17 protein-coding genes and 6 pseudogenes are annotated in these 26,706 nt (G+C 57.7%); 12 read left to right on the top strand and 11 right to left on the bottom strand.

Features of this window, described 5'->3' with window-relative positions; translation table 11 throughout:
- Positions 1 to 93 precede the first annotated feature (93 nt).
- Positions 94 to 509: pseudogene (locus KBI52_RS32830) on the bottom strand (Zn-dependent hydrolase); the annotation flags it as partial.
- A gap of 217 nt (positions 510 to 726) precedes the next feature.
- On the opposite strand from KBI52_RS32830, the pseudogene KBI52_RS09715 reads away from it, so the two are divergent.
- Positions 727 to 990: pseudogene (locus KBI52_RS09715) on the top strand (transposase); the annotation flags it as partial.
- Here KBI52_RS09715 and KBI52_RS09710 read toward each other — a convergent pair.
- Positions 988 to 2,502: pseudogene (locus KBI52_RS09710) on the bottom strand (transposase). The pseudogenes KBI52_RS09715 and KBI52_RS09710 overlap by 3 nt on opposite strands.
- 151 nt (positions 2,503 to 2,653) lie before the next feature.
- Between KBI52_RS09710 and KBI52_RS32825 the strand changes: the two are divergent.
- Positions 2,654 to 3,605, top strand: a pseudogene (locus KBI52_RS32825) (IS3 family transposase); the annotation flags it as partial.
- A 57-nt stretch (positions 3,606 to 3,662) separates the two neighbouring features.
- On the opposite strand, the gene KBI52_RS32820 reads toward KBI52_RS32825, so the two are convergent.
- The 3 genes and pseudogenes from KBI52_RS32820 to KBI52_RS09690 form a co-directional block, all read right to left on the bottom strand.
- Positions 3,663 to 3,905 carry a 2Fe-2S iron-sulfur cluster binding domain-containing protein gene (locus KBI52_RS32820; protein WP_245435632.1) on the bottom strand — a complete coding sequence of 81 codons (243 nt, stop codon included), beginning with the start codon at positions 3,903 to 3,905 and terminating at the stop codon, positions 3,663 to 3,665.
- Between the two features lie 707 nt (positions 3,906 to 4,612).
- Positions 4,613 to 5,063, bottom strand: a pseudogene (locus KBI52_RS34065) (MOSC domain-containing protein).
- Positions 5,064 to 5,316: 253 nt separating this feature from the next.
- Positions 5,317 to 6,804, bottom strand: coding sequence for a PLP-dependent aminotransferase family protein (locus KBI52_RS09690; RefSeq protein WP_210807031.1), 1,488 nt, complete (start codon positions 6,802 to 6,804; stop codon positions 5,317 to 5,319).
- Positions 6,805 to 6,888: 84 nt separating this feature from the next.
- Between KBI52_RS09690 and KBI52_RS09685 the strand changes: the two genes are divergently transcribed.
- From KBI52_RS09685 to KBI52_RS09675, 3 genes are all read left to right on the top strand, one after another.
- Positions 6,889 to 8,121 carry a PLP-dependent aspartate aminotransferase family protein gene (locus KBI52_RS09685; protein WP_210807043.1) on the top strand — a complete coding sequence of 411 codons (1,233 nt, stop codon included), beginning with the start codon at positions 6,889 to 6,891 and terminating at the stop codon, positions 8,119 to 8,121.
- Between the two features lie 55 nt (positions 8,122 to 8,176).
- Positions 8,177 to 9,076 carry a dihydrodipicolinate synthase family protein gene (locus KBI52_RS09680; protein WP_114947396.1) on the top strand — a complete coding sequence of 300 codons (900 nt, stop codon included), beginning with the start codon at positions 8,177 to 8,179 and terminating at the stop codon, positions 9,074 to 9,076.
- A gap of 453 nt (positions 9,077 to 9,529) precedes the next feature.
- Complete coding sequence (locus KBI52_RS09675) at positions 9,530 to 10,537, top strand: LysR family transcriptional regulator (protein ID WP_210807029.1); 1,008 nt, start codon at positions 9,530 to 9,532, stop codon at positions 10,535 to 10,537.
- A gap of 64 nt (positions 10,538 to 10,601) precedes the next feature.
- Here the strand turns inward: KBI52_RS09675 and KBI52_RS09670 are convergent, their stop codons facing one another.
- A complete protein-coding gene (locus tag KBI52_RS09670) occupies positions 10,602 to 12,557 on the bottom strand; it encodes an acyltransferase family protein (protein ID WP_247654295.1) in 1,956 nt (651 codons plus the stop codon).
- 663 nt (positions 12,558 to 13,220) lie between these two features.
- The gene (locus tag KBI52_RS09665) at positions 13,221 to 13,505 is read right to left on the bottom strand and encodes a hypothetical protein (protein WP_210807025.1); all 285 of its coding nucleotides are present in this window, start codon (positions 13,503 to 13,505) and stop codon (positions 13,221 to 13,223) included.
- 177 nt (positions 13,506 to 13,682) lie between these two features.
- Between KBI52_RS09665 and KBI52_RS09660 the strand changes: the two genes are divergently transcribed.
- Genes KBI52_RS09660 through KBI52_RS09640 form a run of 5 tightly spaced genes read left to right on the top strand, consistent with a single transcriptional unit; the run spans position 13,683 to position 18,529 of the window.
- A complete protein-coding gene (locus KBI52_RS09660; RefSeq protein ID WP_210807023.1) occupies positions 13,683 to 14,846 on the top strand; it encodes a UbiA family prenyltransferase in 1,164 nt (387 codons plus the stop codon).
- Positions 14,843 to 15,265, top strand: coding sequence for a GtrA family protein (locus KBI52_RS09655; RefSeq protein ID WP_210807021.1), 423 nt, complete (start codon positions 14,843 to 14,845; stop codon positions 15,263 to 15,265). Before KBI52_RS09660 ends, KBI52_RS09655 begins: the two co-directional genes overlap by 4 nt.
- Complete coding sequence (locus tag KBI52_RS09650) at positions 15,262 to 16,587, top strand: FAD-binding oxidoreductase (protein WP_210807020.1); 1,326 nt, start codon at positions 15,262 to 15,264, stop codon at positions 16,585 to 16,587. The genes KBI52_RS09655 and KBI52_RS09650 overlap by 4 nt, the downstream gene beginning before the upstream one ends.
- A complete protein-coding gene (locus KBI52_RS09645) occupies positions 16,584 to 17,321 on the top strand; it encodes an SDR family oxidoreductase (protein WP_210807018.1) in 738 nt (245 codons plus the stop codon). Before KBI52_RS09650 ends, KBI52_RS09645 begins: the two co-directional genes overlap by 4 nt.
- Positions 17,318 to 18,529 carry a hypothetical protein gene (locus tag KBI52_RS09640; protein ID WP_210807016.1) on the top strand — a complete coding sequence of 404 codons (1,212 nt, stop codon included), beginning with the start codon at positions 17,318 to 17,320 and terminating at the stop codon, positions 18,527 to 18,529. The genes KBI52_RS09645 and KBI52_RS09640 overlap by 4 nt, the downstream gene beginning before the upstream one ends.
- 1,150 nt (positions 18,530 to 19,679) lie before the next feature.
- Here the strand turns inward: KBI52_RS09640 and KBI52_RS09635 are convergent.
- The 4 genes from KBI52_RS09635 to KBI52_RS09620 all read right to left on the bottom strand — a co-directional run bounded on the left by KBI52_RS09635 (position 19,680) and on the right by KBI52_RS09620 (position 25,227).
- Positions 19,680 to 21,101 (bottom strand): mannose-1-phosphate guanylyltransferase/mannose-6-phosphate isomerase, encoded by a 1,422-nt coding sequence (locus tag KBI52_RS09635; protein ID WP_262266346.1) that lies wholly within the window; start codon positions 21,099 to 21,101, stop codon positions 19,680 to 19,682.
- Positions 21,102 to 21,445: 344 nt separating this feature from the next.
- Entirely contained in the window at positions 21,446 to 22,516 is a 1,071-nt protein-coding gene (gene gmd / locus KBI52_RS09630) for a GDP-mannose 4,6-dehydratase (protein WP_210807039.1), read from the bottom strand.
- A 464-nt stretch (positions 22,517 to 22,980) separates the two neighbouring features.
- Positions 22,981 to 23,967: a GDP-L-fucose synthase gene (locus KBI52_RS09625; protein WP_210807014.1), complete on the bottom strand. Its 987-nt coding sequence runs from the start codon at positions 23,965 to 23,967 to the stop codon at positions 22,981 to 22,983.
- Positions 23,968 to 24,246: 279 nt separating this feature from the next.
- Positions 24,247 to 25,227 carry a nodulation protein NodZ gene (locus KBI52_RS09620; RefSeq protein WP_247654297.1) on the bottom strand — a complete coding sequence of 327 codons (981 nt, stop codon included), beginning with the start codon at positions 25,225 to 25,227 and terminating at the stop codon, positions 24,247 to 24,249.
- A gap of 600 nt (positions 25,228 to 25,827) precedes the next feature.
- Here KBI52_RS09620 and KBI52_RS09615 point away from each other — a divergent pair.
- Together KBI52_RS09615 and KBI52_RS09610 are read left to right on the top strand one after the other, a co-directional pair.
- Positions 25,828 to 26,370 carry a helix-turn-helix domain-containing protein gene (locus KBI52_RS09615; RefSeq protein WP_210807012.1) on the top strand — a complete coding sequence of 181 codons (543 nt, stop codon included), beginning with the start codon at positions 25,828 to 25,830 and terminating at the stop codon, positions 26,368 to 26,370.
- A gap of 23 nt (positions 26,371 to 26,393) precedes the next feature.
- A pseudogene (locus KBI52_RS09610) lies at positions 26,394 to 26,706 on the top strand (hypothetical protein); the annotation flags it as partial.

Here is a 26,706-nt window from a genome sequence, read left to right as displayed (position 1 = left end):
GTCATCACCCTTCTGCGGATCCCGTCCGCTTATAGGGTGTCTCAGGAAACTGTGAGGCGGAGGAACTATGCGATGATGGGCGCTTAATTCCTCAGTGAGATGGGCGACGACGTCGAGCAGAATGTTCGCATCGTCAACCTGGTCGGCATCCGGCGTATGCTCCCGCGGATTGGGGCTGATTCCGCCAAGGCTTGGCAAGAAGATCATGGCGGAGGGCGCGATTCCTGCGATCATCTAGGCGCCGTGACCGGCGCTCGAGGTCAGGCGCCTTGAGGTCAGCGCGCGATTGCGGGCGGCTTCCTCCACCATTGCTACGATCCCTGCGTCGAAGGTCACGGGCTCAAACCGTGCCAAACGCCCAACCAAAATCGAGACCTCCTCGTCGGCCGCAACTTGGTTCAGGTATGTGGCAGCGCCGCATCCCGGGCCTGGAGGTTGCCTTCGTCCGGATCGCGCAGGTCGACTGTGAAGGTGGCACGGAAGAGGATGACGTTGATGGCGTTCAGCTCTTAGCTGGCAGGCCAGCTGTTCGAGAGCCGCCAGGTAAGCGGGCACAAGAGTACAGTTATGATCGTGCACAGAGAGGCGGAGGGGCCTGGTGCTGGCCGACCTTCACTTCGTCCCCTTCATGGAGATGGATGGCGTTGTCGATCGTCCACGTGGTGACGTGAGCCCTGCGAACTCCTCCAGATGAGGTTAGAGTCCGTCCAACGTGGAGACGGACGAATGAAGCGCTCACGGTTCACGGAAGAGCAGATCATCGGCATGCTCAAGGAGCATGAGGCCGGGACGAAGACAGCGGAGATCTGCCGCAAGCACGGGATCTCGGAGGCAACCTTCTACAACTATGAGGCCAAGTACGGCGGCCTGGAGGTCTCTGACGCCCGGCGGCTGAAGGCCCTGGAGGACGAGAACGCCAAGCTCAAGAGGCTTCTCGCCGAGCAGATGCTGGACAATGCCGTCCTGAAGGATATCGCGTCAAAAAAACTAGGATGGCAAAGCTAACTGGCAGGCCTGCTGTTCGAGAGCAGCCAGGTAGGCGGCGGGATCATGCCGAAAGCGGGTGCGCAGCGTTCGCGCGACGCGTCGCTTTTCCAGCTGTTGGCGCAAGTTTCTCCAGTGCTCGCGGTTCGCGGCTCCCAAGTCGCGGGCTGTCGGAGCCTGCACGCGGGTCGCGTTAGCGGCGATCAGCCGGACCGAGCCACGCAGAACCGCACCGGGTGACGCTGTCTTGCGCCCGGTCGCGCGCCGCTCGTGATAGCACTGGGAGCCGAACAGCTAGCTGTTCGAGATCGTTGTTGGTGCGCGGCAGGTCCGGCACCGCATAGGTGTGGAACAGGCCAGGGCGATAGCTGCGCGTGACCTTCTGGAAATGATCGAAGGCGCCGGCCAGCGTCCCGGCCCTGGCCCGATGCCGCTGCATCGCGCCCAGAACCCCGTTCACCCGCCGCCGCACCATCGCGGCGCTCTCCTCGTGCGGGTTGCCAAGCCAATGCGCCACGGCGTGCACGAACCGGTAGGCGTACTCCACATCCGGCCACAGCGAGGCGGTGCGCTCCAGCGCGCGAACGATCATCTGGTGCAAGCGCGTCAGCGCCGGTGCGAAGCCCCCTTTTGCGGCACCCGATCCAGGCTGCCGGCCACTGTCTCGAGCCGTTGCTTCAGTTTGAGACCCGAGGCGGCGAGCGGCGCCCGCCCGTCATCGGTGATTGCGCTGCGCACGGCCGCGCAATAGCCTTGCACGATGGCCGCTTCGGGATCCTCCCGCTCCTCCACGGCCCGTTCGATCCCGCGGATGCCGCGGACCTGCTTCTTGAGCTCCTTCTTGGCATGCCGGTCGGCCTCGAAGATCGGATGCGCCGCCTCGCGCAGGAAGTGGAACTGACACAGCTGATGCGGCACGCCCGGCAGGACCTGCGCGACCGCGTGACGGATGGAGGTCTGACCGTCGCTGATCACGCCCACGACCGGCACGCCCACAGCATCCACGGCCTCGCGCAGGAGAACCGCCAGATCCTGGGCCCGGCCGGAGAGCAGGCTGCGGGCCAGCACGATGAGGCCCGAGAGGCAGTCGCGGATCACCCACAGCACCTTATGGCCGACATCCGGCTGCACGCCATCGAGCGCCAGAATGACCCGCCCTTGCTGGGCCAGGAGCTTCTGCAAGGGGCGGCGCTCCATCAGCCGGGTGGCGAGCAGCTCATCGTAGCGGTCGAGCAGGTTGGTGACACTGCGCTCGGCAATGGCCACGCCGCGGGTGGTGAGCACCTCGTGGATCTCGGGCACGCTGCGATGCTCGCGGTGACGCAAGGCCCCGACGAGGGCGATGACGTCCAGCCCGAACTCATGCTGGGGCAAGGCCAAGGCGCCCTCGCTCTCGGGCCGATAGGGCTTGTGGAAGCGGTCGCAGCCGATGGTCTCGCACCAGCGGATCTTGAGCCGCAAGCGGATCGATCCGGTCAGCGTCACAAGGGTGCGGTGGTTCTCGTAGCGGATGCGCATCGGGGCTTTGCAGGCCGGGCATAGCCGACAGGCGGGCCGCAGCACGCGCTCGCGCTCCGGCCGCCCTGAGAGTCTGGTCATCCCGCACCTCCCATCAGGTACAGAAGACCCCCACCACCACACTCTATCAGACAGTCAGGTTTGCCGTCCTAAAAAAATGGTAACGCCCGCTGCCAGGCGCCGGGCCGTGGCTCATGCCATGCAAGCCCATGGCGTGAGCGAGCGGCGGGCATGCTCCATTCTGACGATCGACCGCTCGTCGGTCCGCTATCGCTCCACCCGACCTGACGACGCCGCGGCGCGCGAACGCATGCGAGCTGTGGCGGCGGTGCGCCGGCGCTTCGGCTATCGACGCCTGCAGATCATGCTGGCACGAGAGGGATTGGTCATGAACCACAAGAAGTTCCGGCGCCTCTATCGCGAGGAGAGACTGCAGGTCAAACGCCGGGGCGGCCGCAAGCGGGCCCTGGGGACGCGCGCTCCCATCCTGCTGCCGGGCGGGCCCAACCAGCGCTGGAGCCTGGACTTCCTCAGCGATGCCTTTTGCCGACGGGCGCCGCTTTCGAGTTCTGGCGGTGGTTGATGACTTTACCCGGGAGTGCCTCGGGCTCGTGGCCGATACCTCGCTCTCAGGCCTGCGGGTCACGCGAGAGCTGGATGCCATCATTGCCTGCCGTGGCCGGCCGATAAGCTGTGTTTCGGACAACGCCACCGAACTGACCTCGTCCGCAGTGCTGCGGTGGTGTCAGACCACGAGCGTGGAATGGCAGTATTTCGCGCCAGGCAAGCCACAGCAGAACGCCTTTGTTGAGAGCTTCAATGGCCGCCTGCGCGATGAATGCCTCAACGAGACCCTGTTCACCTCATTGCGGCACGCCCGGCAGGTCCTTGACGCGTGGCGAAGGGATTACAACACCATCCGCCCTCATTCAGCCTTGAAAGGAATGACCCCGACTGACTTTGCCAAGCACACGACCAGAGGACTGCAATCGGAAGGAGCGACCCTTCCAGTTGCTATGACCGCCAACAACGGGCATCAATCAACCAGCGGACCCAGCTCTGAGCGGAGGAAACTCAGGGCTCACGTCAGTGGCAAACCATGAACCGCAGCGTTCTGCTTCTTTCAAACAGCTGATCTTGGAGTCCATCTCTCCCCACCTTTATAGGTCAAGTTTCAGAACGCCCGTCGCACGCGACACGCATGGGATAAATCGATTACTGCGGGCGTCGTTTAAAAGTACCGCATCAAGATGGATCGACACACCTTCCAGATATCTGCACTCGCAGGTCCCACAAACGCCGTTCTCACAGGATGCCATCAACAGAACGCCGGTGGCCCGGAAGGCCACTAGCGCGGATTTATCCGCGGGGACCGGGACAGCTGTCCCGTTGCGAAGAACCATCGTGAACGGTTCAGATTGCGTATCATCCCGGACCGGCAGTTGAAAGGCTTCGAAATGGACCGAGCCATCCGGCCAGTGTTCCCAAGCTCGTGCGACTGCAGCCATAAAGCCGGGGGGCCGCAGTAATAGAGATGTTCCCCACTGGGCCTTGTTGACAATTAGCCCTTGATGTCTTGTCGGGTTTCGATTTGATCGTCGAAGTGGAGTCTCAAACTTCCGAGGCTGATGATCTCCTCTAAGGTCTTCAGTAGTGGAGCAAGGCTTCGGCTCCGCGCAAATAAGCGAGTTCAACGGCCTTGCTCTGACAGCAGAGGGGCCGGGCCACTGCAAGGATCGGCGTGATCCCGATGCCGCCAGCAATATGGTCGGGCTCCCACTGTCCTTGAGCGGAAAATAATTGCGCGGGGTGGGGACGAGCAATTCGTCGCCTGGGGTCGCGTAATCATGAATCCATGCCGAGCCGCCGCGTCCGCGCGCTTCTAGCGTTACGGCTATCCTGTAGCGGCTGAGATCCTCCAGCTCACCGCAGAGCGAATACTGACGCACCCTTCTGTAGGATGACGGACATTGACATGCGATCCCAGTTCGAAGGTCGGCAGAAAAGGCCTGTGCGGATGCTTCAGTTTGATCACGCGGACATCGCCAGGTTCTTCATGGATTCCGGCGACTACCAGCTTCGTTGTGATGCGCGGAGATTCCATGTCACTTCACTCATCCATTGGCAGAATCGGATCACCGGAGCGGTTTAGCAGTCCCTCGTAGAGGCCTGGCATGCTGAGAAGCTCCTCGAGGTACTTGCACGGGAAATTCATCCGTGCCGCCCGCGAAACCGTTTCCCCGCCCCGGAAGCGCTTGCCAGCCAAATGGCCGAGCGGAACGCCGACAGGTCGGCAGATTGCGCCTGTGATCTTCGGGCGCAAGCGCGCCTATAAACCCGGGAATCTTTGGCTCTCCCTTGGCAATTGCCTCAAGTACCTCGGCCTCGATCAGCGTGATCTCACGAATGTCGGGCTTGAGCGAATAGGTCCCGGTGCCAAGATAATACCGGTCCCTGACGATGCCGCGTCCGGCAACGAGCTGTGCCTCAGCTAGTTCCTCCATTTCGTAGGAAGCGGCCGACGCTATATGAATGTGGAGCAGAGTGCCCTGCCAAGTCATGTATCGGCCCCCGCCGTGTCTCTTGCCTTCGACGTGAGCCTCTACGCAGGCGACCTGCTGCCCTTATCATTGGACTATCCTACGTCCTACCCCCCAGTCGTCACCACTCCCCAGTCAGCGGTAAATCTGCCATGAGATTGGCCTTGTCAAAAGCGCCAGTTTGCCGGCATCTTCTTAGTCCAGTTGAATGAAACATTTGAGGCTGTGCGACAGGACGAGCCAGTGAGATACTCGGCGGGCTGAAGGTTGCGTGTCAACGCGTACCCTTCACAGTGTCGATAGCTGCGGCGAGAAGTTGAACACCTCTCTCGATCTGCCTCGGTGTCAAGGCCGAGTAGCCCATTACCAGTCCAAGCCGCTCCCGTGGCGCCCCGGTAGGCCCCGTTGCCGAGTCGTAGAGCGGTGAAATACCGTAGAGCCCGACACCGTGCTGGCGCGCGGCCTCTATCAAGGCGGTTTCGAGTGATCCTGGCAGCTCATTTAACCAGACGACGACATGCAAGCCGGCATCGGCACCCTCAATGGTGATCCGTTCGCCGAGTGCATACTCGAGGGCGCTCAATAACGTCTCGCGGCGCTCTCGGTGAAGCCTTCTTACGCGACGAACATGGCTCTCATAGGCGCCGCTTTCGATAAGGGAGGCCAGCGCTTCCTGCTCGGTCATGGGTGTATGCCGGTCGACCAGTTGCTTTGCGGTTGCGAACACCTCCTGCAATTGCTGTGGCACCACGAGGTAGCCGATGCGTAGCATCGGCGACAGTGTCTTCGAAACAGTGCCAAGGTAGATGACGTTGCGGCCGTCCTCCAAGCTCTGGAGCGGAGGAACCGGGCTGATATCATACCGGTATTCGCTGTCGTAGTCGTCCTCGACCACGTAGGCGTCATGATCCCGGGCCCAATCGAGAAGCTGCTGGCGGCGGCTAATCGGCATGACACCGCCCAACGGAAACTGATGAGATGGTGTTACATAAGCCATCCGGGCGTCAATTTGTGCCAAATCCTCGGTCTTCAAGCCGTCTGCGTCCACGGCCACCGCCACTGCCGTGGCCCCCGTGCTAGAGAAGATCTGGCGGGCCATCCGGTAGCCGGGGTTCTCCATCACGAACGCGCGGCCCGCGTCGAGAACGATCCGAGCGCAGAGATCTAATCCCTGCTGGGAGCCAGTGACGACGATGATTTGCTCCAGATTGCATTGCAACGTCCTTGCTCGCCAAAGATATCCCTGAAGTGCTTGCCGCAGGCGCCGGGATCCCCGCGGATCCTCATAGGCAAGCCGTACCGGTCTTCGAGTAATCACGGAATTGATAGCCCGCTTCCACGCCAGCGCCGGAAAATCAGACGGAGCAAGATCGCCGTACCGAAAATCGACGGTCAAGGTATTAGTCAGGTAATCGAGCCATGGTGAAAGTGCGCGAAGTCTCTCGCCGTAAGCCGAAAGCGGCCCACGTGTCTCCCGCGGAGCCTTCATGTCTCGCAGGTGCGGTCCCATGTGCAATGTTATAACTCGAGGGCGTGCGCCTTGGCGTAGTTCCACGAACCCCTCCGCGGCAAGTTGTTCATAGGCAACCGTGACCGTGGTTCGGGAAACATGCAGTTCGTTTGCCAAGCTACGCGAGGATGGAAGCTGGCTTCCCGCCTCGTAGACGCGACTGAGGATCTGATCCTTGAGCGCCTCGTAAATCCTGCGCGCACCCATTTTAGGCGCCCGGTCGGTCGCCACTTGTTTTTCCGACTGGACCATTTTTTTTCAGTCAAACTGGATATGTCTTGCCGGCCAGTATGATGCCAATGTGGGTCAAAGCAAAGAGGATACGATCAGGCTATGATGATCGGCAGCGAACACGACAAGCGTCAGGAACACTCTGACCACTCTCACACGGCAAACCTCGGATTCGACACGCGCGCCATTCACCACGCGTTCGACCCAGTGGCTTTTAAGAGAGCGGCCCAGCCGCCGGTGTTTCTGACGTCGACCTACGCCTTTGAGAGCGTCGGGGCAAATGATGCTGCCGCAGCGCTCGGGGGCAGGCTGTATGCTCGTGAATATAATCCGACCACGGAGATCCTCGAGCAAAGGCTTGCAAACCTGGAAGGGGCTGAAGCAGGCCTCGTCGTATCGACAGGGATGGCTGCCTTCGGCACTCTGATCCTCTCATTGCTGTCGCGGGGCGACGAGCTCGTCGTTCACAACACCCTCTACTCGAATACTGTTGCGATGGTGGAGCAGGGTTTGCCTCGCTTCGGAATCAAGGTGGTTCCAGTCGATTTGTCGAATCCGTTGAACCTCGAAGCGGCGATCACAGCAAAGACGAAGCTCGTTTATTTCGAGACACCCGTCAACCCCGTGAGTGCCATTCTAGACATCACGGCGATCACAGAATGCGCTCACGCCCATGGAGTGAAAGTCGCGGTGGACAGTACCTTTGCTTCTCCCGCACTCCAGCGGCCGATCAAGCATGGTGCTGATATCGTCCTACACTCCCTGACAAAGTATATCAATGGGCATGGCGATACGTTGGGTGGCGCATTGCTTGGTGATGCCGAAACACTCCACCTCTTGCATGAGACTGGCCTGCGCTACATCACCGGCGCGACATTGTCGCCGCATTCGGCTTTCCTGATCATGCGGGGACTGAAAACGCTCACGCTTCGAATGGATCGGCACAGTGCCTCGGCTCTGGCAATCGCTGGAATGCTCGAAGCGCATCCCGCCGTGTCCTGGGTGAGCTATCCCTTCCTTGATTCACATCCCGATCACGCCATTGCGCGCAGGCAAATGGCGCAAGGATCCGGCATGATGGCCTTTGGACTTCATGCCGGTTTTGACGGCGCAAGAACAATGCTGGACCGCTTGAAACTGATAACGCGCGCCGTGAGCCTCGGCGACACCGACAGCCTTATCTATCATCCAGCGAGCATCACACGGGCGCGGCAAAGGATCCGGCAAGACGCACACATGGTCTCGGGTGTTGGAGACGAACTTATCCGACTTTCGGTCGGCCTTGAAGACGTGAATGACCTGATCGGGGACCTTCGCCACGCCCTCCTAGCCTTGTGACATAGCCACCGACGATCGCGATTACATAAACTCGGAACCGGACATGGAGCATCGAGTGACAGTCCTGAGCGGGCTTTCCGCATTTCCCATCACGCCGAGTGACCGCGCCGGCCACGTTGACACTGCGGCGCTCAAAAGGCTCGTGGTTCGGCTTTGCACCGCAGGCGTCGACTCTATCGGCCTTCTCGGCAGCACCGGAACTTACATGTATCTATCCCGTGAGGAGCGGCGGCGCGCTCTAAGCGCGACCATTGAGGCAACCGGCGGGAGCATACCAGTACTGGTAGGCGTCGGTGCCTTGCGGACCGACGAGGCGGTTGGACTGGCGCAGGACGCGAAAGCCTCTGGCGCCGCCGCAGGTCTCCTTGCCGCCGTCTCGTATGCGCCACTCACGGAGGACGAAGTCTTCGAGCATATCTCCACCGTGGCCCGCGAGAGCTGCCTTCCCATCGTAGTTTATGATAACCCGGAGACTACCCACTTCCGTTTTACCGCTGCTCTGGTGGAGCGACTGGCCCACGTGAACGGCATCGTGGCGATCAAGAACCCGACAGGAGAACCTGAGAAGATCGCGAGTCACTTGGCACAACTGAGATCCTTGACGCCCAGGGGGTTCTCAATCGGCTATAGCGGCGACTGGAATGCTGCCGAAGCAATGATCCGCGGAGCTGATACTTGGTACAGCGTTCTCGCTGGCATCCTTCCCGACGTCTGCCTGCGCATCGTGAGGGCAACTCAGAACGGCGATGTCGAAGAGGCACGCCGTCTGGATGCCACACTTGGCCCGGTCTGGGATCTGTTCAAGCAGTTCTCCAGTCTTCGGACCGTCTATACGATGGCCGATCTGCTCGGCGTCTGCCAGGCGGAGCCGCCTCGTCCCATTCTCCCTTTGCCGCCATCCACAAAGGAGAAGATAGCTCGCTGCCTTGCTGTGCTCGAGCAGGAACTCGCTTGAAGCGAGCAAGGTCTGGCGCCGCCGGAGAACCATGACGGCATGGCTTTATGTCGACCGGGTATTGCCCGTGCACATCGTCATCGGTCTCCCTGCACGTGCTCGCACCACCACGGTCACTGCGGGGATCAACAGATTGCTGGTGGCAATTGCGGCTATGTGCGGTCTCAAGGAGGAGGCTGTGGCCGCGTGGGAGTCCGGCCGTCTTGCAGTTCTCGCTGTGATGATCTTCTCGACGATCGCAGAACCGCTGTCGGAGGCGAGCATTCCGGCGGCGCTAGGGCGGGCATCCACCATGCCTTTGGAACGTGAGCCGTGGTCGGTAAGTCACTACTTTCGGCCGTGCTCGGAGCACTGGTCACCAGCGGAATGCTGCGGACGCCCTCTTCATGAGCGCCGAAGTCGCTCTTGAAAATTACTAACTGGAAGAGATCCACAATATGGATGGTTTCAGCCATGCGATTCAAAGGTCTTGATCTAAATCTTCTTGTTGCGCTCGACGCCCTAATGACGGAACGGAATCTCACAGTGGCGGCACGAAGCATCAATCTGAGCCAGCCTGCCATGAGCGCAGCCGTCAACCGGCTAAGAGACTACTTTCGCGATGATCTATTCACGATGAACGGTCGCGAGCTTCGCCCCACACCGCGGGCTGAGGGACTCGCGCCAGCGGTCCGAGACGTTCTCCTGCAAATTCGGAGCTCAATCATTTCTTGGGAGCCATTCAATCCAGGTCAATCCAACCGTCGTTTCAGGATCCTTCTTTCGGATTTCATGACGCTTGTCTTCCTTGATAGGGTCGTCGAGCGTCTTGCGCAGGAAGCACCCACCGTCAGTTTCGAACTTCTGCCACTCGACAGCGACCCAAGCGAGCTTCTCCGGCGGGGTGAGGTTGATTTTCTCTTGCTCCCGGATCTGTTCATGGAGAACACGCATCCGAGCGCGAAGCTGTTCGATGAGGAGCTTGTCTGCGTCAGTTGTCCTACCAACACATCGGTACCGCAGGACCTTACATTCGAGCAATACATGTCGATGGGACACGTCGCAGTTCGGTTCGGACGCTCGTTGAGGCCTTCGGTTGAAGAATGGTACTTGCTCGAACATGGGATTAAAAGACGCATCGAAGTCGTAGTGCAGGGATTTAACCTGATCCCGCAGGTGCTGCGCGGCACAAACCGCCTTGCCACTATGCCCTTACGATTGGTCAAGTATTTCGAGAAAACCATTCCCTTACGGATCATCAATCTTCCGTTGCCGCTTCCTGCCTTCACGGAAGCTGTTCAGTGGCCCGCACTTCATAACGGCGACCCGGCCAGTATCTGGATGCGGCAGATATTGATCGAGGAGGCGTCCAACATGGCGTTTCCGAATGATGCAGGGGAGTCCCTGCCCTCACATGCTGGCCGTCGAGCCAAAGCCCATGTTGCGGTGATTGACGACGGTCTTATTTGCGCTGGAGGATGAGCCCAAATAAGGCAGCTCGCGCCCACGGCAGCTATTATTGGCCGCATGCTACGGGTTCTCTGCATCAGTCTGTTGGCGCCCTGGCATTCATGGTCCCAAAGAGTTCCCGCTGGAGCGGCGCGACAAGCGTCTCCGCAAACGGAGTCGCGATGTGGTGCCGGTCGCGGAAGGTCAGCATGCCGCCAATCATGGCGGGGCACCTTGTTTCGTTGCAGAACAGGTCGGTCAGGTCGACATAAGAGGCATTTCCGATATGCGCAATGGCCTTCCGTTCGCTGTCCGGAATCGTCTCTTCCATAGCCTCGCTACGCGGTGTGTCACAGATTTCGGGACTCCTGTTTTGCCAGAGTGCGCGCGCGACGCATTTGTCGGGATGGGTCCTGTGCACCGGCCCATCCCGAATCACCGCGATCTTTGGGGTAGCGCTTTCCAAGGCGGACACGGTCTTACGGAGCCCCTGAGCCCATGTGGCTGCGTCGATCTGGTGAGCAGATGTGACGTTGATGTCATTTTTGACGTAAGCCGAGGAATACTCCGAAATGATCACCATGTCCGCCTTTCGTGTGGCAATCTCGCGCATCGCGAACTCCCGCCACCGATCGCATTCCTCGTAATCCCGCACGAGCATAGAACTCCAAATTGTGACGTCTGCCGCAGGGCAGGATGATTTAAGATAAGTGACAAGCCGCCACCGGTTACTGTTCACCATGCTGATCAGCGGCGTCGACCAGTGATCAGCATGCGAATCCCCTATGAGAACGATGGTCTTACCGGGGTTTTCAGCACCGAATTCGCAGGGCTTAGGCTGCACTTGGTAGGCGTCGAGAAGACAGCCCGCGTCCAACTGCCGGGCCAGTGAATCGCGCTCAGCGCTTAGGCGGACAAGATTCTGCTGGGGATCGATCTTTTGATTGGCCAGTCGCGCGCCGCCAAAGGCGACTATTGTACCACACGCGGTCACAAGCGCAGCAAAACCGAGGGAGCGGCTGGTTTTTGCCATCAACCACGAGTTCCGTCGCAGCGGGTTTTCGACGAAGCGGTAGCTCAGGACAGAGAGCCCCAAGGTAAGCGCGAAGCACAGAGCCCGTTCGAGGATAGTGAGCTCGGGTTTCAAGATGCCCGCAAAGACGATTACGGGCCAATGCCATAGGTAGAGTGAATACGATACCCGTCCGATCCGTTGCAGCGGCGCCAGCGAAAGAAGCAATTGCGGTCCCGCGTGCCCCGGACGTGTGCCGCTGAGAAGCACGATCACCGTGCCGACGACTGGAACAAGGGCAATCAACCCTGGAAAGGGCACATCCACTGGCATGCCGAGGTAGGACGTCATGATCAGACCTATTCCGATCCAGCCGAAGACCGATATGAGCCGAAACCGCTTGGCCGCCTCTTCGGAGACCATTGAGGCGAGACCTCCACAAGCGAACTCCCAGGCACGGAACGGTGAAAAGTAAAACGCCCACGGCTCCGATACGGCAGTAAAATGCAAACAGAACGCGAAGGAGACGACACCCACCAGCGTCATCGGGAGGAAAAGCCCGTATGCACCCGCACGGAGCCGCGCGAAAAGCAGCAGCAGAGCCGGCCAAATGAGATAGAATTGCTCCTCAATCGAGAGCGACCAGAAATGGATGAACGGGTTGTTGGCTGCATCCGAGGCGAAATAATCAACGGCCGAGCTGATAAGCCACAGGTTGATTATGTAGGCGGACGCGTAAAACGACTCCTCAGAATAGAACTGCTGCTCGGGTGGAGAAAGAACGAAGTAGCCGAAGAATAGCGTCGCAAGGATGGCGACACACGACGCGGGAAGAAGCCGGCGAGCTCGCCGCGCGTAGAAGCGCAGAAGGTCGAGCGAGCCGGTCTCGTCAATTTCGAGCTGGATCTGCCTGGTGACCAGATATCCCGATATAACGAAAAAGATATCAACACCGACAAAGCCGCCGGGCAGACCAGCTACGCCAAAGTGAAAGGCGATCACTCCCGAAACGGCAAGGGCACGCAGTCCCTCGATATCCATCCGGAAATGATGTGGTTCCGTTCGTGTAGCCATATCGAAATCTGAGCGCCCTATGATTCAGTCTCATCGAACAGTCCGGGCCAAGAAGGAGGACTCATGTATGAACACACCTCACGCCCACATTGCCGTTCTTTGAGAGTGCAGCGGAATTAGCCATGGAATTCTTTGAGCCTGATAGAAAATGAAGTGAGCGATTCTAGCTAGTTAAGATTTCGTCGCTGGTTGCGAAATCTACCGAGAATCGGATGCCCTAGAGCAAAATCATCCTGCGCTATCATGACAGGCGAAAGCTGCATTACGCAAGTGCCCGCATGGAGCATGGCAGATTATCCCATCCATTCTGGAACGATGCTGCAACATCTGACATCCATGTATGCAGATCTTGTGAGAGGTTTGGAGTGCAGTTCAGTATAGTGCCGCGTCGGCCTGTCAATAGCGGCCTCTGCTCAGGGGGGCCCGGCATGGTTCTGACAACCGCGTTGGTTCACACCCGAGGGTACTGTTTTGCAAACCGTAACGTGCTCGGGCAAGGCCAAGCAAATGGTCCTTTTGCGCAAAAGTTGGACGGTGGAGCAGTTGTTCGCATGAGCGAGCCGACGCCAGGGCTTGCGGAAGGCGTGGAAACTACAATCGCCCCCTCTGAGCTGGGGCCGTCAATTGCAGTCATCCGGAGAACAGCACAAGCCAACCCGCCCGCCCAAAAACAACAACCCCGTAGTTCGAGCCGCCGCGTAAAATCTGCCGCTCTGCAAGTGCGGTCACTAGACCAATCAGATCCAAAGAGCCGGTCACCAAGCATGTGGCGTAGTTCCCGGACTTCATCATTTTCCTCCTTCCGCCTCGGACTTTTGCCCTAAAACATTCCTTCGAGCAGGGCAGCCCACCATCCATCAAATTGATGCCTACAATCCAAACAATTGATTTTCCCGGCTCTACTGGATCCTTCATAGATGGAGGCATCTATCGTAGTGAGGTTGCCTCTCGATCTAGTTGGTCTCATCGCAATCAGTCCGGCAGATACCGCGTCGAGAACGCCATTCCGATCGGGCCAATTTCTATTTTGCTCAACTGAGCGTTTTTGCTGGCCAGCTTGACCCCAATTTGGCTCAAAGTAAGAGGTTCGCCATGATCGGCGGCAGCGAAGACGACAAGGCCCACATACACTCGCGTACAGTCGACATTGGGACGATCGGTCTTGATACCCGCAGCATTCACGATGTAGTTGAATCCGCGGCAGTAGAGAGAGCAATTCAGTCGCAAGAGTTTGGGGGCTCGGCGTACGATCTCGGGAACGCCGAGGCGGGCGACGCAGCCGCAGCGCCCAACGGCCAGCATTGTGCCCGCAGCAGGATCGTCGCTAATCCTTGCGAAAGTCAGCAGACGATTTCTGAAACTTCAACAACTGATCTGAGGTACTTCAAGCATTATCTTGCTGCGCTCCGTCCGCATCAATGGCTAAAGAATGTGCTAGTGTTCTTTCCAGGGCTGGCTGCACATAAGTTCGATTGGCCGACACTCCTCTCATCAATGGAGGCATTCGTCTGCTTCAGCTTTGTGGCTTCTGGTGTTTACGTCGTGAACGATCTTCTCGATATCCGCGCAGATCGGGTGCACCCGCGCAAGCGGTACCGTCCGTTCGCCTCGCGCAGCATCCCCGCCACGCACGGAACGTGGATAGCACTAGGGCTGATCGTTCCGGGCGGGTTCATAGCCATGTTTATAGGGCAGGGCTTTTTCCTTGTAATGGCAAGCTATCTTCTTGCGACCACGGCCTATTCACTGCACTTCAAGCGGCACATCGTTATAGATATATGTATTCTTGCGGGCCTCTATACCATACGCATCGTCGCAGGTGGAATCGCGACATCAGTTCCGATATCAGTCTTGCTCATTGCCTTTTCCATGTTCTTTTTCCTCTCGCTTGCTGCGGTGAAGCGACAAGGCGAGTTGGTTGATAGCGCCGGGCGTGGATGTCTACAGGCCGATGGCCGAGGTTATCACGTCAACGACTTGCAAATCATCTCCATGATCGCAGTTGCGGCAGGATACGTATCTGTTCTGGTGATGACATACTACGTCAATTCGCCTGCCGTAGCGGAGCTCTACCCTCATCCTCAGATGCTCTGGGGCGTTTGCGCAGTCCTGCTCTATTGGATCACTCGCACGGTCATGATGGCGCACCGCGGGTACATGCATGATGATCCGGTGATCTACGCCGCAAAGGATCGGATCAGTCAGGCCTGCCTAGCGATTATTCTGGTCTTCGTCGCGGCCGGAATGCTGGTATGAATCGGCGAACTCTAACGTTACGCTATGCGGCATTTGCCGCCATCGCAACGGTTGTCAATATCACCACACAAAATTCGGTCCTCCAACTCGGGGACGCGAGCGATCTTCTTGCGCTTGCCATGATCGTGGGCACCATCGCCGGGCTACTGACCAAATACCTGCTCGATAAGCTTTGGATTTTTTACGACCGGGAAATCGGCCTCAAAAGCGATGGGTGGAAGTTCTCGCTCTACACGGCAGTGGGTGGCCTCACCACGATTATTTCGTGGAGCGCTGAGGCGGCTTCCTGGACGATCTGGGGAACTGAGGTGATGCGTGATGTGGGTGCTTTCGTTGGGCTGACTATCGGCTACATGGTCAGATTTCAGCTAGACAAACGCTTTGTGTTTTCAGATCGGCAGGGGAGGATCGCTCCATGAAGCTCGCGGGCTGGGGAAGGTTCCCAGTCATGGACGCCCAAGTTTATGTGCCCCGTGACCTTGCAGGGATCCAGCAGCTTGTAGCTTCGAAGCCGAGTGTAATCGCGCGCGGCTGTGGTAGAGCTTATGGTGACAGCGCCATTAATTCATCCGCGACGATTGATATGCGACGTTTGAACAGGATGTTGGCCTTTGATCCGAAAACTGGGCAGTTGATCGCGGAGGCTGGAGTTGTTCTGTCCGACATCATCGCGGCTTTCCTACCCCGAGGTTGGTTCCCAACGGTCACGCCCGGCACGAAGTTCGTGACCTTGGGCGGTATGATCGCCGCCGATGTCCATGGCAAGAACCATCGCAAGCACGGAAGTTTTCGAAGGTGCGTCGACTGGATCGATGTAATGGGGGCCGATGGCACAATCCAACGTTGCTCACGCGAAGGTCACGTAGAGCTCTTCGAGCACACTCTTGGCGGGATGGGACTCACCGGAATTATTATACGAGCGGCCGTCCGATTACGCACGATCGAAACTGGATGGATCCGCCAGACGACAATACCCGCGCCGAACCTTGAATCAGCAATGACCGCTCTGGAACGTGCTCATGGTTCGACTTATTCGGTGGCGTGGATTGACTGCCTTGGGGCGGGGATCAACCTTGGACGCTCACTTGTTTTCCTGGGAGAGCACGCGAACAGCCCGGACCTTCCAGCACATCGATCGCTCCATCCTTTCACTACGCCGGATAAGCGCAAACTTTCGCTTCCGTTCAACTTCCCATGCTTTGCTCTTAATCGATTTAGCCTCCGTGCCTTCAATACACTCTACTATTGGGCCGGCGCTTGGAATCGAGGTGAGAAACTCGTTGACTGGGATAGCTTCTTCTATCCCCTTGACGCGATCGCCGCCTGGCATCGGCTCTACGGCCGCAAGGGATTCGCTCAGTTCCAGTGTGCTCTTCCCCTAAACCGCTCCGAAGAGGGGCTCAGGGCCCTGCTCCAGACAGTGTCCAAGGCACGCGCTGGGTCCTTCTTGGCCGTTCTCAAGCGGTTCGGCCCGCAGGAGAGCCGGTTTTCGTTCCCGATGGAAGGCTACTCCCTTGCTCTTGACTTCCCCATCACGACCAAGACCTCGGGCTTGTTGGCGAACCTGGAGCAAATTACAATCGATCACGGCGGGCGCTTCTATCTAGCCAAAGACAGCCGCATGTCTGCTGAAACGTTACGTGCCTCCGATGGCCGAGTTGAAAGCTTCGTCCGAATGCGGGCGGATAGCGGCTGGAAGAACTCGTTCCAATCGGCGCAAGCGGAAAGACTTGTGCTGTGACAAAGCCGTCCATTCTTATCTTGGGTGCACGTTCGGACATAGGCATAGCCGTGGCGCACAAGTTTGCAGCGCACGGCCATCCGATCCAATTAGCCGCGCGGCAGTCGAAAAAGCTCGACGCCGAAAAGGCCAATTTGCAGATCCGATATGGTGTCCCTGTAACCCTACACGAGTTCGACGCACTGCTGCCAGAAACTCACGCGGAGTTTCTAGCCATGTTGCCCGAACTGCCCGCGATCGCCGTAAGCATCGTCGGCATGATGGGAAGCCAGGAAGGCAGCGAGCGCGATTATCTGCTCGCCAGTTGCATCATGCGTAGCAACTTCGAAGGACCTGCCAATATCCTGTCATTGCTGGCCAACCGATTCGAAGAACGGGGATCAGGCACTCTGGTTGGCCTCAGTTCGGTTGCGGGAGAGCGCGGACGCGCGACGAACTACGTCTACGGCTCCGCGAAGGCGGGCTTCACGGCCTTCCTATCCGGCCTTCGCAATCGTTTGGCGAAACGCGGCGTACACGTTGTGACGGTGCTCCCGGGTTATGTTGCGACGGAGGCGACTGAAAGCATCCATCTGCCGGCAAGGCTCACCGCACAACCGAGTGAGGTCGCTGAAAGGATAGTGGTCGCCGTCGAGCGAAAGAAAAATGTTATCTACGTTCGTCCAGTCTGGCGGCTGATCATGCTGATCATAAGGCTCATCCCAGAGGCGGTTTTCAAGAGGATAAGGATATGATCCGCCTCGTCCCTACAAAAAAGCAACTAGAATACGTTGTTGCGGGATCTTTCATCATTGCTGGTATATCCGGTGTGATATGGATATTAACCGACCAGGATCCGATCCGAGTGGCGAATGGCTTGGGTTTCGATGGGGTATACTACGACAGAATTCTTCGGCACTTGGCTGCTGAAGGTGGCTTGGAGTTGCCCATAGCCTTTCCTTATTGTGGTCGCGTCGGGACGCCCTGGATACTTGCGAAGGTTTTCCATAGTCACGTCGGTTTTTTTGGATTCAATTTGGTTGTCTCCGTGTTATTTTCCGCTACTTTGCTTCTCGCGACACACTCACTCTGGCGTGGGAGCCTGAAAGGGCTCACGGCTGTGGTGGCGGCGTCGTCGTTCCTATATTTTGCACCAGTAAAATTTACAAATTTCTATCCGGTTTACATGGATCCCCCTTTTCTTCTCATCCTGTCATTTTGCCTATTACTGATAATAAACCGAGAGTACCTTCTTGCTAGTGCTATATGCATGTCAGGAATTCCTTTCAGAGAAGCTAGCTTCTATCTTTTGCCGCTATTCTTGTCATTTTATATTAAAAACGCGGAGAGGAAGAGAGCCGCGTTGGTGATATCTCTGTTCATTATTCTCGCTGGGTATGTGACAAAAGGACTAATACTGTCGGAATTTGATTGCGAATATCAGTCGCAACTCTTTACAGGGCTTTTCTGGCTTTATCGTTTTCTATCTGAGCCCGCTCATGTCTTAGGGTCGTTAGCTGCTATATCGCTCACCCTGGGACCGCTATATATTGTGTTAAACAAGGAGGCAGTTAAGCACGTTCAATGGAACGGCGCTGTCATATTTTCGGCAGCTGCATCTGTATACTGCGCCTCGTTGGCAATAGTTGGGGGGTCGGATGTCACGAGGATATTTTATAGTTTTTTGCCCCTCTATGTACCTCTACTGATAGCGTCCTTCAGAGCGTCAAGCCTAACATCGTTTGCCCTTGCCTGCTTTGGCTGGATGCTCACAAATCAGATGCTTCACACATACGAACAGCCGATCTCCGATGGGCCGAATAATGATCTTTCAGGTTTCTTTGCGCAATTTCCCGATTATGCGCATCCCACTATAGCCTTGGTTATCTTAGTGATATGGATCATTTTGGCGATGTTAAGAAGACTCATTGAGCCGTTAGAACGTCACTTGCCGAGCGAGTGAGTTCTAGAGTCGGCACCTTAAGGTTGGTGAGTTGAGACCATCCCTCCGGTCGGCAACGCGCGCGAGCGGGGCGCTTGTAACGCGTTTGTCACCGTCTCACTCTGCTTCGGTGGAAGCCAGTGCGGACCCGGCGATTATAGGCCTGCGCACCTCCCTCCCCGCCGGTTTTGCCGTCCAAGATCTTGGTGGCGCAGGCATTCGCTCCGATGTCCGAGCCGAACTGGTTATCCAGGACCGTCGCTCATTGACGCGCTTTCTGAGCCTTTCCTTTTGCTGGGGATGCCAAGCCCATCATTGCCGACGAGATTAAGGTGAAGGTCAAAGCAGGCATCAGGGGACGGGTACACTGCAAAAGGTGACGTGAGCCCCGAGATCGAGGAGCTCGAATACTGCATCCCGGCTGTTCGTAGGCATCGGCTGAGAGCAACCACGCGTCAATGCTCTCTCAAGCGCTGACAGTCAGTATGAATGGCCTTGCTAACCGTCATCAAATCACCCGGCTTGAAATCATTGACACACGGCACCGCCGACACTGGTCTGCGAGCGCGAAGGTCCCGATCGTGGAGGAAAGCCTGTTGGCTCCAGCGGTCATGTCGGCCAAAGCGCGCCGACACAGGACGTCGAACCAGTTGGGATTTGCCTCGATGTTTGGCCCGGGCACATGGTTGAGCGGACCCAGCCTGAGCCTCAAAGGCTCGACTGTCCAGCTTCTGGAGAACCGCAGAGCGGCTGGTAAGCCTACTGAGCGTCTATGGAACTGAGAACTAGAGCATCTTCCCGGTGACGATGCTCAGCCGCGCGGTCCCGAATGGCTCGTTGCACCTAGCGGTGATGGCTCGTGAAACCAATCTGTTCGACACGCTGGTGAAAGACATGGGCGAGACCTCAACTCTGCGAAAAAGACGCTCAATTACCTGACCGGGATCCTCCACATCGTTGGGTGCCTCACGGATCGGCACGATCTTCCGTGAAGGAACACTATCATCTGGAGAGCACTCTCGGGTTTGACGAATACTGAACTCAGCGCCAGGATTGGCGCGCAACTCTACAGGCAGTGGGAAGCTCGCATGCAGCATCTTTTTCTGGACAGGCTGATCAGATTGCGGTGTCGGTGTCCGCTTGATTGAGCAGCGCGGCGTCGCTTTAGTTTCTAGCGGCCATACATGTCGTCAATCCGCACGATGTCATCCTCGCCTGTGTAGCTGCCAACTTGTACCTCAATAATCTCAAGCCCAATTTTGCCTGGGTTGACGAGCCGGTGCACTGACCCGATTGGAACCTGAACCGACTCGTTCTCGTGCAGGACGATTACGCTCTCACCGACAGTCACCTCAGCGGTGCCTTTTACGACAATCCAATGCTCGGCTCGGTGATAATGCTTCTGTAGTGACAGTCTCCCGCCCGGTTTCACGGATATTCGTTTGACCTGGAACCGCGCTCCTATATCGATCCGCTGATACCATCCCCACGGGCGATACACGCGAATATGCTCGTCCGCCTCTGGCCGCTTCTTGGCCCGCAGCAAAGCAACCAAGTCCTTGACCCGATCAGATTGCTCCCGTGAGGTGACCAGCACTGCATCCTGCTGCGTGATAACCACAACGTTGTCGACGCCAATAACGGTGGTTAGAACATCTTCGCTAAACACAAAGTTGTTCCTCGCACTGATTAATTCGACGTCGCCGCGCAGCACGTTCCCGCTACTATCCTTTTGAGCGGCCTCCCACATCGTGCCCCAAGTCCCCACATCCGACCAGGGAAACTCCACGGGAAGAACACCGGCTTTCGCAGTACGTTCCATGACAGCGCAATCGATCGATATCCGGGGAGCCTGCCTAAGTGCTGACGCGTCGAGCCGCACAAAATCGAGATCAGTTGACGCGAGCGCGAGCGCCTTGCGCGCGGCATCTAGGACGGCAGGCGCAAGCATCTCAAGCTCCGCCAGCATTACATCCGGTCGAAATGTGAGATAGCCGGCGTTCCAGAGGTAGCCGTCTGCGATGTACTGTGCCGCAGTCGTCGCATCTGGCTTCTCGGCGAAACTCTGGACACGAAGTGCATCGGTGCCTGAGATATAGTCCCCCGGTTTAATATAGCCATAGCCAGTCGCGGGGTGCCTCGGACGAACGCCAAGAGCCATAATCTCGCCGTTTCGGGCGACCGTTGCGGCGGCGTGGCTTGCCTCAAAAAAGGCAGGGTCATTACCGATCACGTGATCTGCTGGCAAAGTCATAACAACGGCTTCGGTATGTCGCTCCGCCGCGTGGCAGGCTGCGATGGCGACTGCAGCGGCTGACTCCCGCCTGATGGGCTCGAGCACTATGTCAGCGTCGCAACCGATCTCTACCAACTGCTCGGCTACGATGAATCGTACATCATTGCTCGCCAGGACAATCGGGCGCAGAAACACTTTTGAAGCGGTTACGCGTCGGACGGTGGTCTGGAATGTCGACAGATCGCCCAAAACCTTGATGAACTGCTTGGGCATGCTTTCGCGCGACGCTGGCCATAAGCGTGTACCGGACCCACCACACATTATAACGGGAATGATGTAAGGATTGGACGTAGTCACTCAGCTTCTTCCTCTTAAACCCCCTTAGGCAATGTTCCCCAAATGCCGGCGGCGTTCTCTATCTTTGCTTGGATGCTTTCGAGCTGTCATCCTGCAATCATTTACCCACAGCGATAGCAGCTATCAAAGGCCGGTGCGCTCGACCGGCGTTGGGACCGGCAACTGGCACGACAAAGCCTGACTGGCTTTCGCGGCTTCTTTTGCGGGCGCGAGGCGGCAAGTCCGGTGCGAGGCGGGTTTGTTCGTGCCCCGGCACAGGTGCAAAACGTCCAAATTACCGGTGGTCTTCCGGCAATGCCGGATGCATATACTCTGGTACGCCGGTTGCCTCGCCAAAGGCAAGCTTAATCATGCCGGCTCTTTCGGTTGTGCTCTCTGAAAACCCTCTGAAGATCCTGGTCGACCATCTCCTGTACAAGGTCCTCGAACCGGGTACGGTGCTGCCATCCAAGAACGTGCTTTGCCTTCGATGGGTCGCCGATCAGAAGATCGACCTCCGTCGGCCTAAAGTAGCGCGGGTCGATCGCAACCAAGACTTCACCTGATCCGCAATCGATACCTTTTTCGGCTACTCCGGTGCCCCGCCACTCAATAGTCGTTCCAACGCAGGCAAACGCCTTCTCGACGAACTCGCGTACCGAGTGCGTTTCACCGGTAGCAAGCACGTAGTCACCTGGTTCCGGATACTGCACGATCTGCCACATACCCTCGACATAGTCACGGGCGTGACCCCAATCGCGCTTCGCATCAAGATTTCCAAGATAAAGCGTCTTCTGGGATCCGTATTTGATTGCGGCTACCGCCCGTGTAATTTTGCGCGTGACGAAAGTCTCACCCCGAATCGGACTTTCATGGTTGAAGAGGATCCCGTTCGACGCATGCATGCCGTAGGCTTCACGGTAGTTTACGGTAATCCAGTAACTGTAAAGCTTTGCTGCGCCATAGGGTGAACGCGGATAGAAGGGCGTAGTCTCCGATTGCGGCACTGCTTGAACCTTGCCGTAGAGCTCCGACGTTGAAGCTTGATAGAAGCGTGTCTTGTCCTGAAGTTTAAGAATTCGGATTGCCTCGAGCACCCGCAGAGCACCGACCCCATCCGCATTGGCGGTGTACTCGGGCGTCTCGAACGAGACTTGAACATGACTCTGCGCTGCCAGGTTGTAAATCTCGTCCGGCTGAACGTCCTGAATAATTCGGATAAGGTTCGTAGAGTCTGTCATGTCCCCGTAGTGGAGGAAGAACCGCCCTCCCCGCAGGTGCGGATCCTCATAGAGGTGGTCGATCCTCTCTGTGTTGAAGGACGACGAACGCCGCTTGGTCCCGTGGACAATATAGTCCTTCGTGAGCAACAATTCCGATAGGTAAGCGCCATCCTGCCCTGTAGCTCCAGTGATGAGAGCGGTCTTGTGCGCCATAACGTTTGCCTCTGTTTGATAAATTCGGCCTTCAGGGGGCTTGGTGCGGTGGTCTTGGACAATTCCGGAGAACGGATTTGCGTTCATGGTCACGCGCGCGGTCCTGGACTCTGCTCCTTTGAGAGCCTACGCTCAACTGCAAAGGCTTGCTCGATCTGGCACCGGCGACACAAAGGGCGTCGAGGCGCAATCCCATGTGAGGCCACCTGTATGTGCTTCTCAGGCGTGGTGGTGGTTTCCCGAAGTCGATTTGACACGGCCGACAAGGTGTGAATGCCAACCGCTGGGTCATAGCGCCCAACATCGGAGTGCTCTCGCGGAACGACACTTCGCAGCAGTTTCTATTTCAGTAGTGGACTCGAGGAGCCCACCCGGTAACCGTTCATCCTTACGGGTCATGGCATGTCGTCGCGAGTTCGAAGGGCGCGCCGTGGCAGTCTCGGAAAGAGCTGACTCCGACCCGATTAGTGGCCCTCTTTATCGAGCACATTGCTGATAAACCACTCGTAGGATCTAGCCAGACCAACCTCGAAGGATGTTTTTGGGCGCCACCCCATGGATAATAATTTCTCGCTGGACAAGAGCTTTCGTGGCGTCCCATCTGGTTTGGATCTATCGAGACCTATGTCACCTTTGAAGCCAACAACGTTGCAGATGAGACGGGCGAGTTCAATAATGGTCATGTCGCTGCCGAATCCGATATTTATGTGCTCGGCTTCGGAGTAATGCTTAAGTAGGAAGACCACTGCATCGGCACAGTCTTCACTGTACAGGAATTCCCGGCGAGGCGTTCCACTGCCCCATATAGTCATGCGATCGAGGTTTCTAGTCTTTGCGTCGTGTGCTTTGCGTATCAGCGCGGGCACGACATGGCTGGCCATAAGGTCATAGTTATCACGAGGACCATAGAGGTTCGTCGGCATGGCTGAGATAAAGTCAACGCCATACTGCATGCGGAAGGCCTGACACAGCTTAATGCCTGCAATTTTTGCAGTTGCATACCATTGGTTGGTTGGCTCAAGTGGACCACTCAGTAGCGCCTCTTCTTTAATGGGCTGCGAAGCGAACTTCGGGTAGATGCAACTCGATCCGAGGAAGAGGAGCTTCTCAACGCCATATCTAAATGAGGCTTCGATCACGTTGGCCTCAATCATCAGGTTCTGATAGATGAAGTCGGCAGGCGCAGTGTCGTTCGCTAGGATGCCGCCCACCTTCGCCGCCGCCATAATAACCGCATGTGGCTTTGATTGTGACAGGAAATGCCGGACCTCCTCTTGCCGCGTCAGATCCAGCTTCCGCCTGTCGGCCACGACGATCTCGCAGCCCTCGGTGGTGAGCGCTCGGGTTACAGCGCTTCCGACCATACCTGTATGTCCTGCGACCCATACTCGCTTTCCGACTAGCGGGTACGGAGCCTCCAGGCTTACTGCCGTGCTTGGGTCTGACGTCATACCGAGTTTCCTAATTGTCACTTTTGAAACGTTTGATGGCATCCTGAAAGCACCAAGTCGTTCCGGCCGCGTGCGCTAGAAACGACAATCCCGCTTCGGGCAGGGCAGATGCGTGGCGCCGGGTGCTTCCCATAGAAGGGCTGCCGAGCTCGTTGCGCCTGAATACCTGAGGGTGGGGCAGCCACTTGTCCAGCATCCCTGAGCCCGCATACACTAACTGAGAACTTCTCGATGCTTGCGGCATGTGGAGTATGGGGGAGGCAGAGCGCCTTGTGAGTGCTAGAGGCATCTCGTCTCTCCCTCGATCAGGATCAAACGGCTCGGATCTTGCACGTCGAACTCAATCACTCGCGGGACAGAAAGGCGTGCATAGCGTGTAAAAGCGCTTGTCGGCGGAAAGCGAATGACAGTGTCACAGTGCCCGAGAAGATACATCTCAACGAGAGCGGAAATGCCGCCGTCAACGCCAAGCTCCGGGCTGTGTAGCGGGCCAGCCTGATGAGGTCGAAAATTCTTGGGGACGGTGATGAGGTCGGGAAAGACGCTAGACAAGTGAGTCACTACCTGCGCGCTGTCCGTAGACAAGAATATCCGGATGGGTTTTGGGTGAAGTAATGCTGTGGCCTTGTTAATGGCTTCGCACACTTGGCGCACTGCCAGCTCCGGGTCGGCCCAATAGGGTGCATGGCCCATAATGTCTTCGCCGTTGCCATGACGAACATGAACGCCAATGACGCTATACCCTACAAAGCTTTCCTGATGGACGGCCGTGATGCGACTCTGGATTTCGGATCGAGGTTTGATGCTCCGAAAAACCTGCCGCTCGGCTTCCTCGTCGCAACGCCACATCAAACAGGCGTCACAGATAACTGTGTTGGCGGCAACATCGTCTTGGGTCTGAAAAAGATCGCCGAGTTCATCGCGTTCTTGGAAAATCTGCGCATCGGGGCGGTAAAGACAATCGATGGATGACTTATTCCACCAGTCCGGGAAGAACGGCCCCGGGAATGAGAACTGGTTGACCTGATCGTCGCAAATAACCGGTACGCCAGCGATGTCTTTGATCGGCTCGAAGAACACCGGAAATGCGTTCGCAAAGGGTCGATCAAGATAGCACGACCCGCGCCAGTCAACAACGAGCGTTCGCCCCGTGCGCTGAGCGTACTGCCATGCGGCCGCGAGCGACCATATGCAGTCACCAAATCCGGTGCGTCTCCGAGAGACGACGAACCGGTTCTTAATGCGATGCGAAACAGGCATTTTGCGGTCGCCCGGTTTTCGGAGTTCAAGGAGGCGAGTTGGACTGAGCGTGGGCACCCGATGGGTCATCGATTAACCACAGCGCCGGTCGAGTTGGTGGCGTCGGATCCTGCAGCACTCGCCTCCACTACAATTCAACCTTTTCTAGACATGGCAGTGGCATTGGTAAAATTCATTGTTTGGATAGCACTCATCCATGAAGCCAATACAGACGGACGCGGAGGAGGTCCGTGCTGACGCTTCGAGACCCGCCCTTTGGATTCCGTCTGGACAGGCGAGCGGCGCCTCACGGTGCTGCGGTGGAATCGCCGGACGCCCCCCTGCTCCAGACATAGGCACGATGGGCATGGCTGGTGCAGCCGCGGTCTTCGACGACCTACGTTGGGACAGATGGTAGGCTCTGTCTGGCAAAGCGGCTGCCTGTGGCAACTCTTTCGCCTGACCGGGCAGGATCCGGAAGGCAATGGCGTATCCGAGAACTCGGCGACCATGCGAGCCTTGGTGCCGCGCCTCCAACGAGCCCTTCGACACTTAGTGGTGCATCCGGCAGGTAGAGGGGTATAATGGCGTCTCCCGCTGATCCCATAGCGGAGGCGATCCATGGCACCAGTCTGCTTACGGGACTTAACCGCTGACGAGTTCGCGACCGTCAAGCGCCTGGCCCACTCACACACCGCTTCGGCCCAGAGTGTGCAACGCGCTCAGATCATCTGGCGTGCCAGTCATGGCGAGAGCGCCTCGGCGATTGCAGCTCGCGTGGGCCTTGATGGTGAGACCGTGCGCAAGCCCATCCGCCGCTTCAATGCGGAAGGACTGGACGCGCTCAAGGACCGATACCGCTCAGGCCGCCGACCCACCTACACACCCGAGCAGATGGCCACCGTCAACGCCACGGCGCTCACGAAGCCAGAGACCCTCGGGCTGCCGTTTGCCGCCTGGACCTTGGATCGGTTGGCCGCTTACCTGCATGAGCACAAAGGAATTGCGATGCAGCGCAGTCGGATCGACGAGATCCTGCTTCACGAGGGCTTGCGCTGGCACAAGCACGAGACCTGGTTCGGCGAGCGGGTCGATCCGGCCTTCGCCGAAAAAAGGGGGCGATCGAAACGCTCTATACCAAGCCACCTGCGGGCAGTTGTGTGATCTGCCTGGACGAGATGGGACCGATGAGCGCCAAGAGCTACGCGGGTCGTGCGCTGGTGCAGACAAACACGCGACCGGCCGAGCGAGCCCGACAGGAGATCGACTACGGCCGGCGCGCCAAGGGCTATGTCTTCGGGGCGTTTTGTCCGGCAACCGGTGAAGCCTTCACGCATCCCTATCCTGGTCGCGGCGGTGCCTACTGGGTCGACTTCCTGGAGCACGTTGAGACCTGGATCCCGAGCACGACCGAGCGGGTGTACGCGATCATGGACAACCTCGGCTCCCACCGCACGACCGACGTGCTGCTGTTCCTGCTGGCCCATCCACGCTGGGAGA

The sequence above is a fragment of the Microvirga sp. HBU67558 genome, from assembly GCF_018069605.1.
Taxonomy (GTDB): Bacteria; Pseudomonadota; Alphaproteobacteria; order Rhizobiales; family Beijerinckiaceae; genus Microvirga; species Microvirga terrae.
This window is presented reverse-complemented; position numbering and strand designations above follow the sequence as displayed.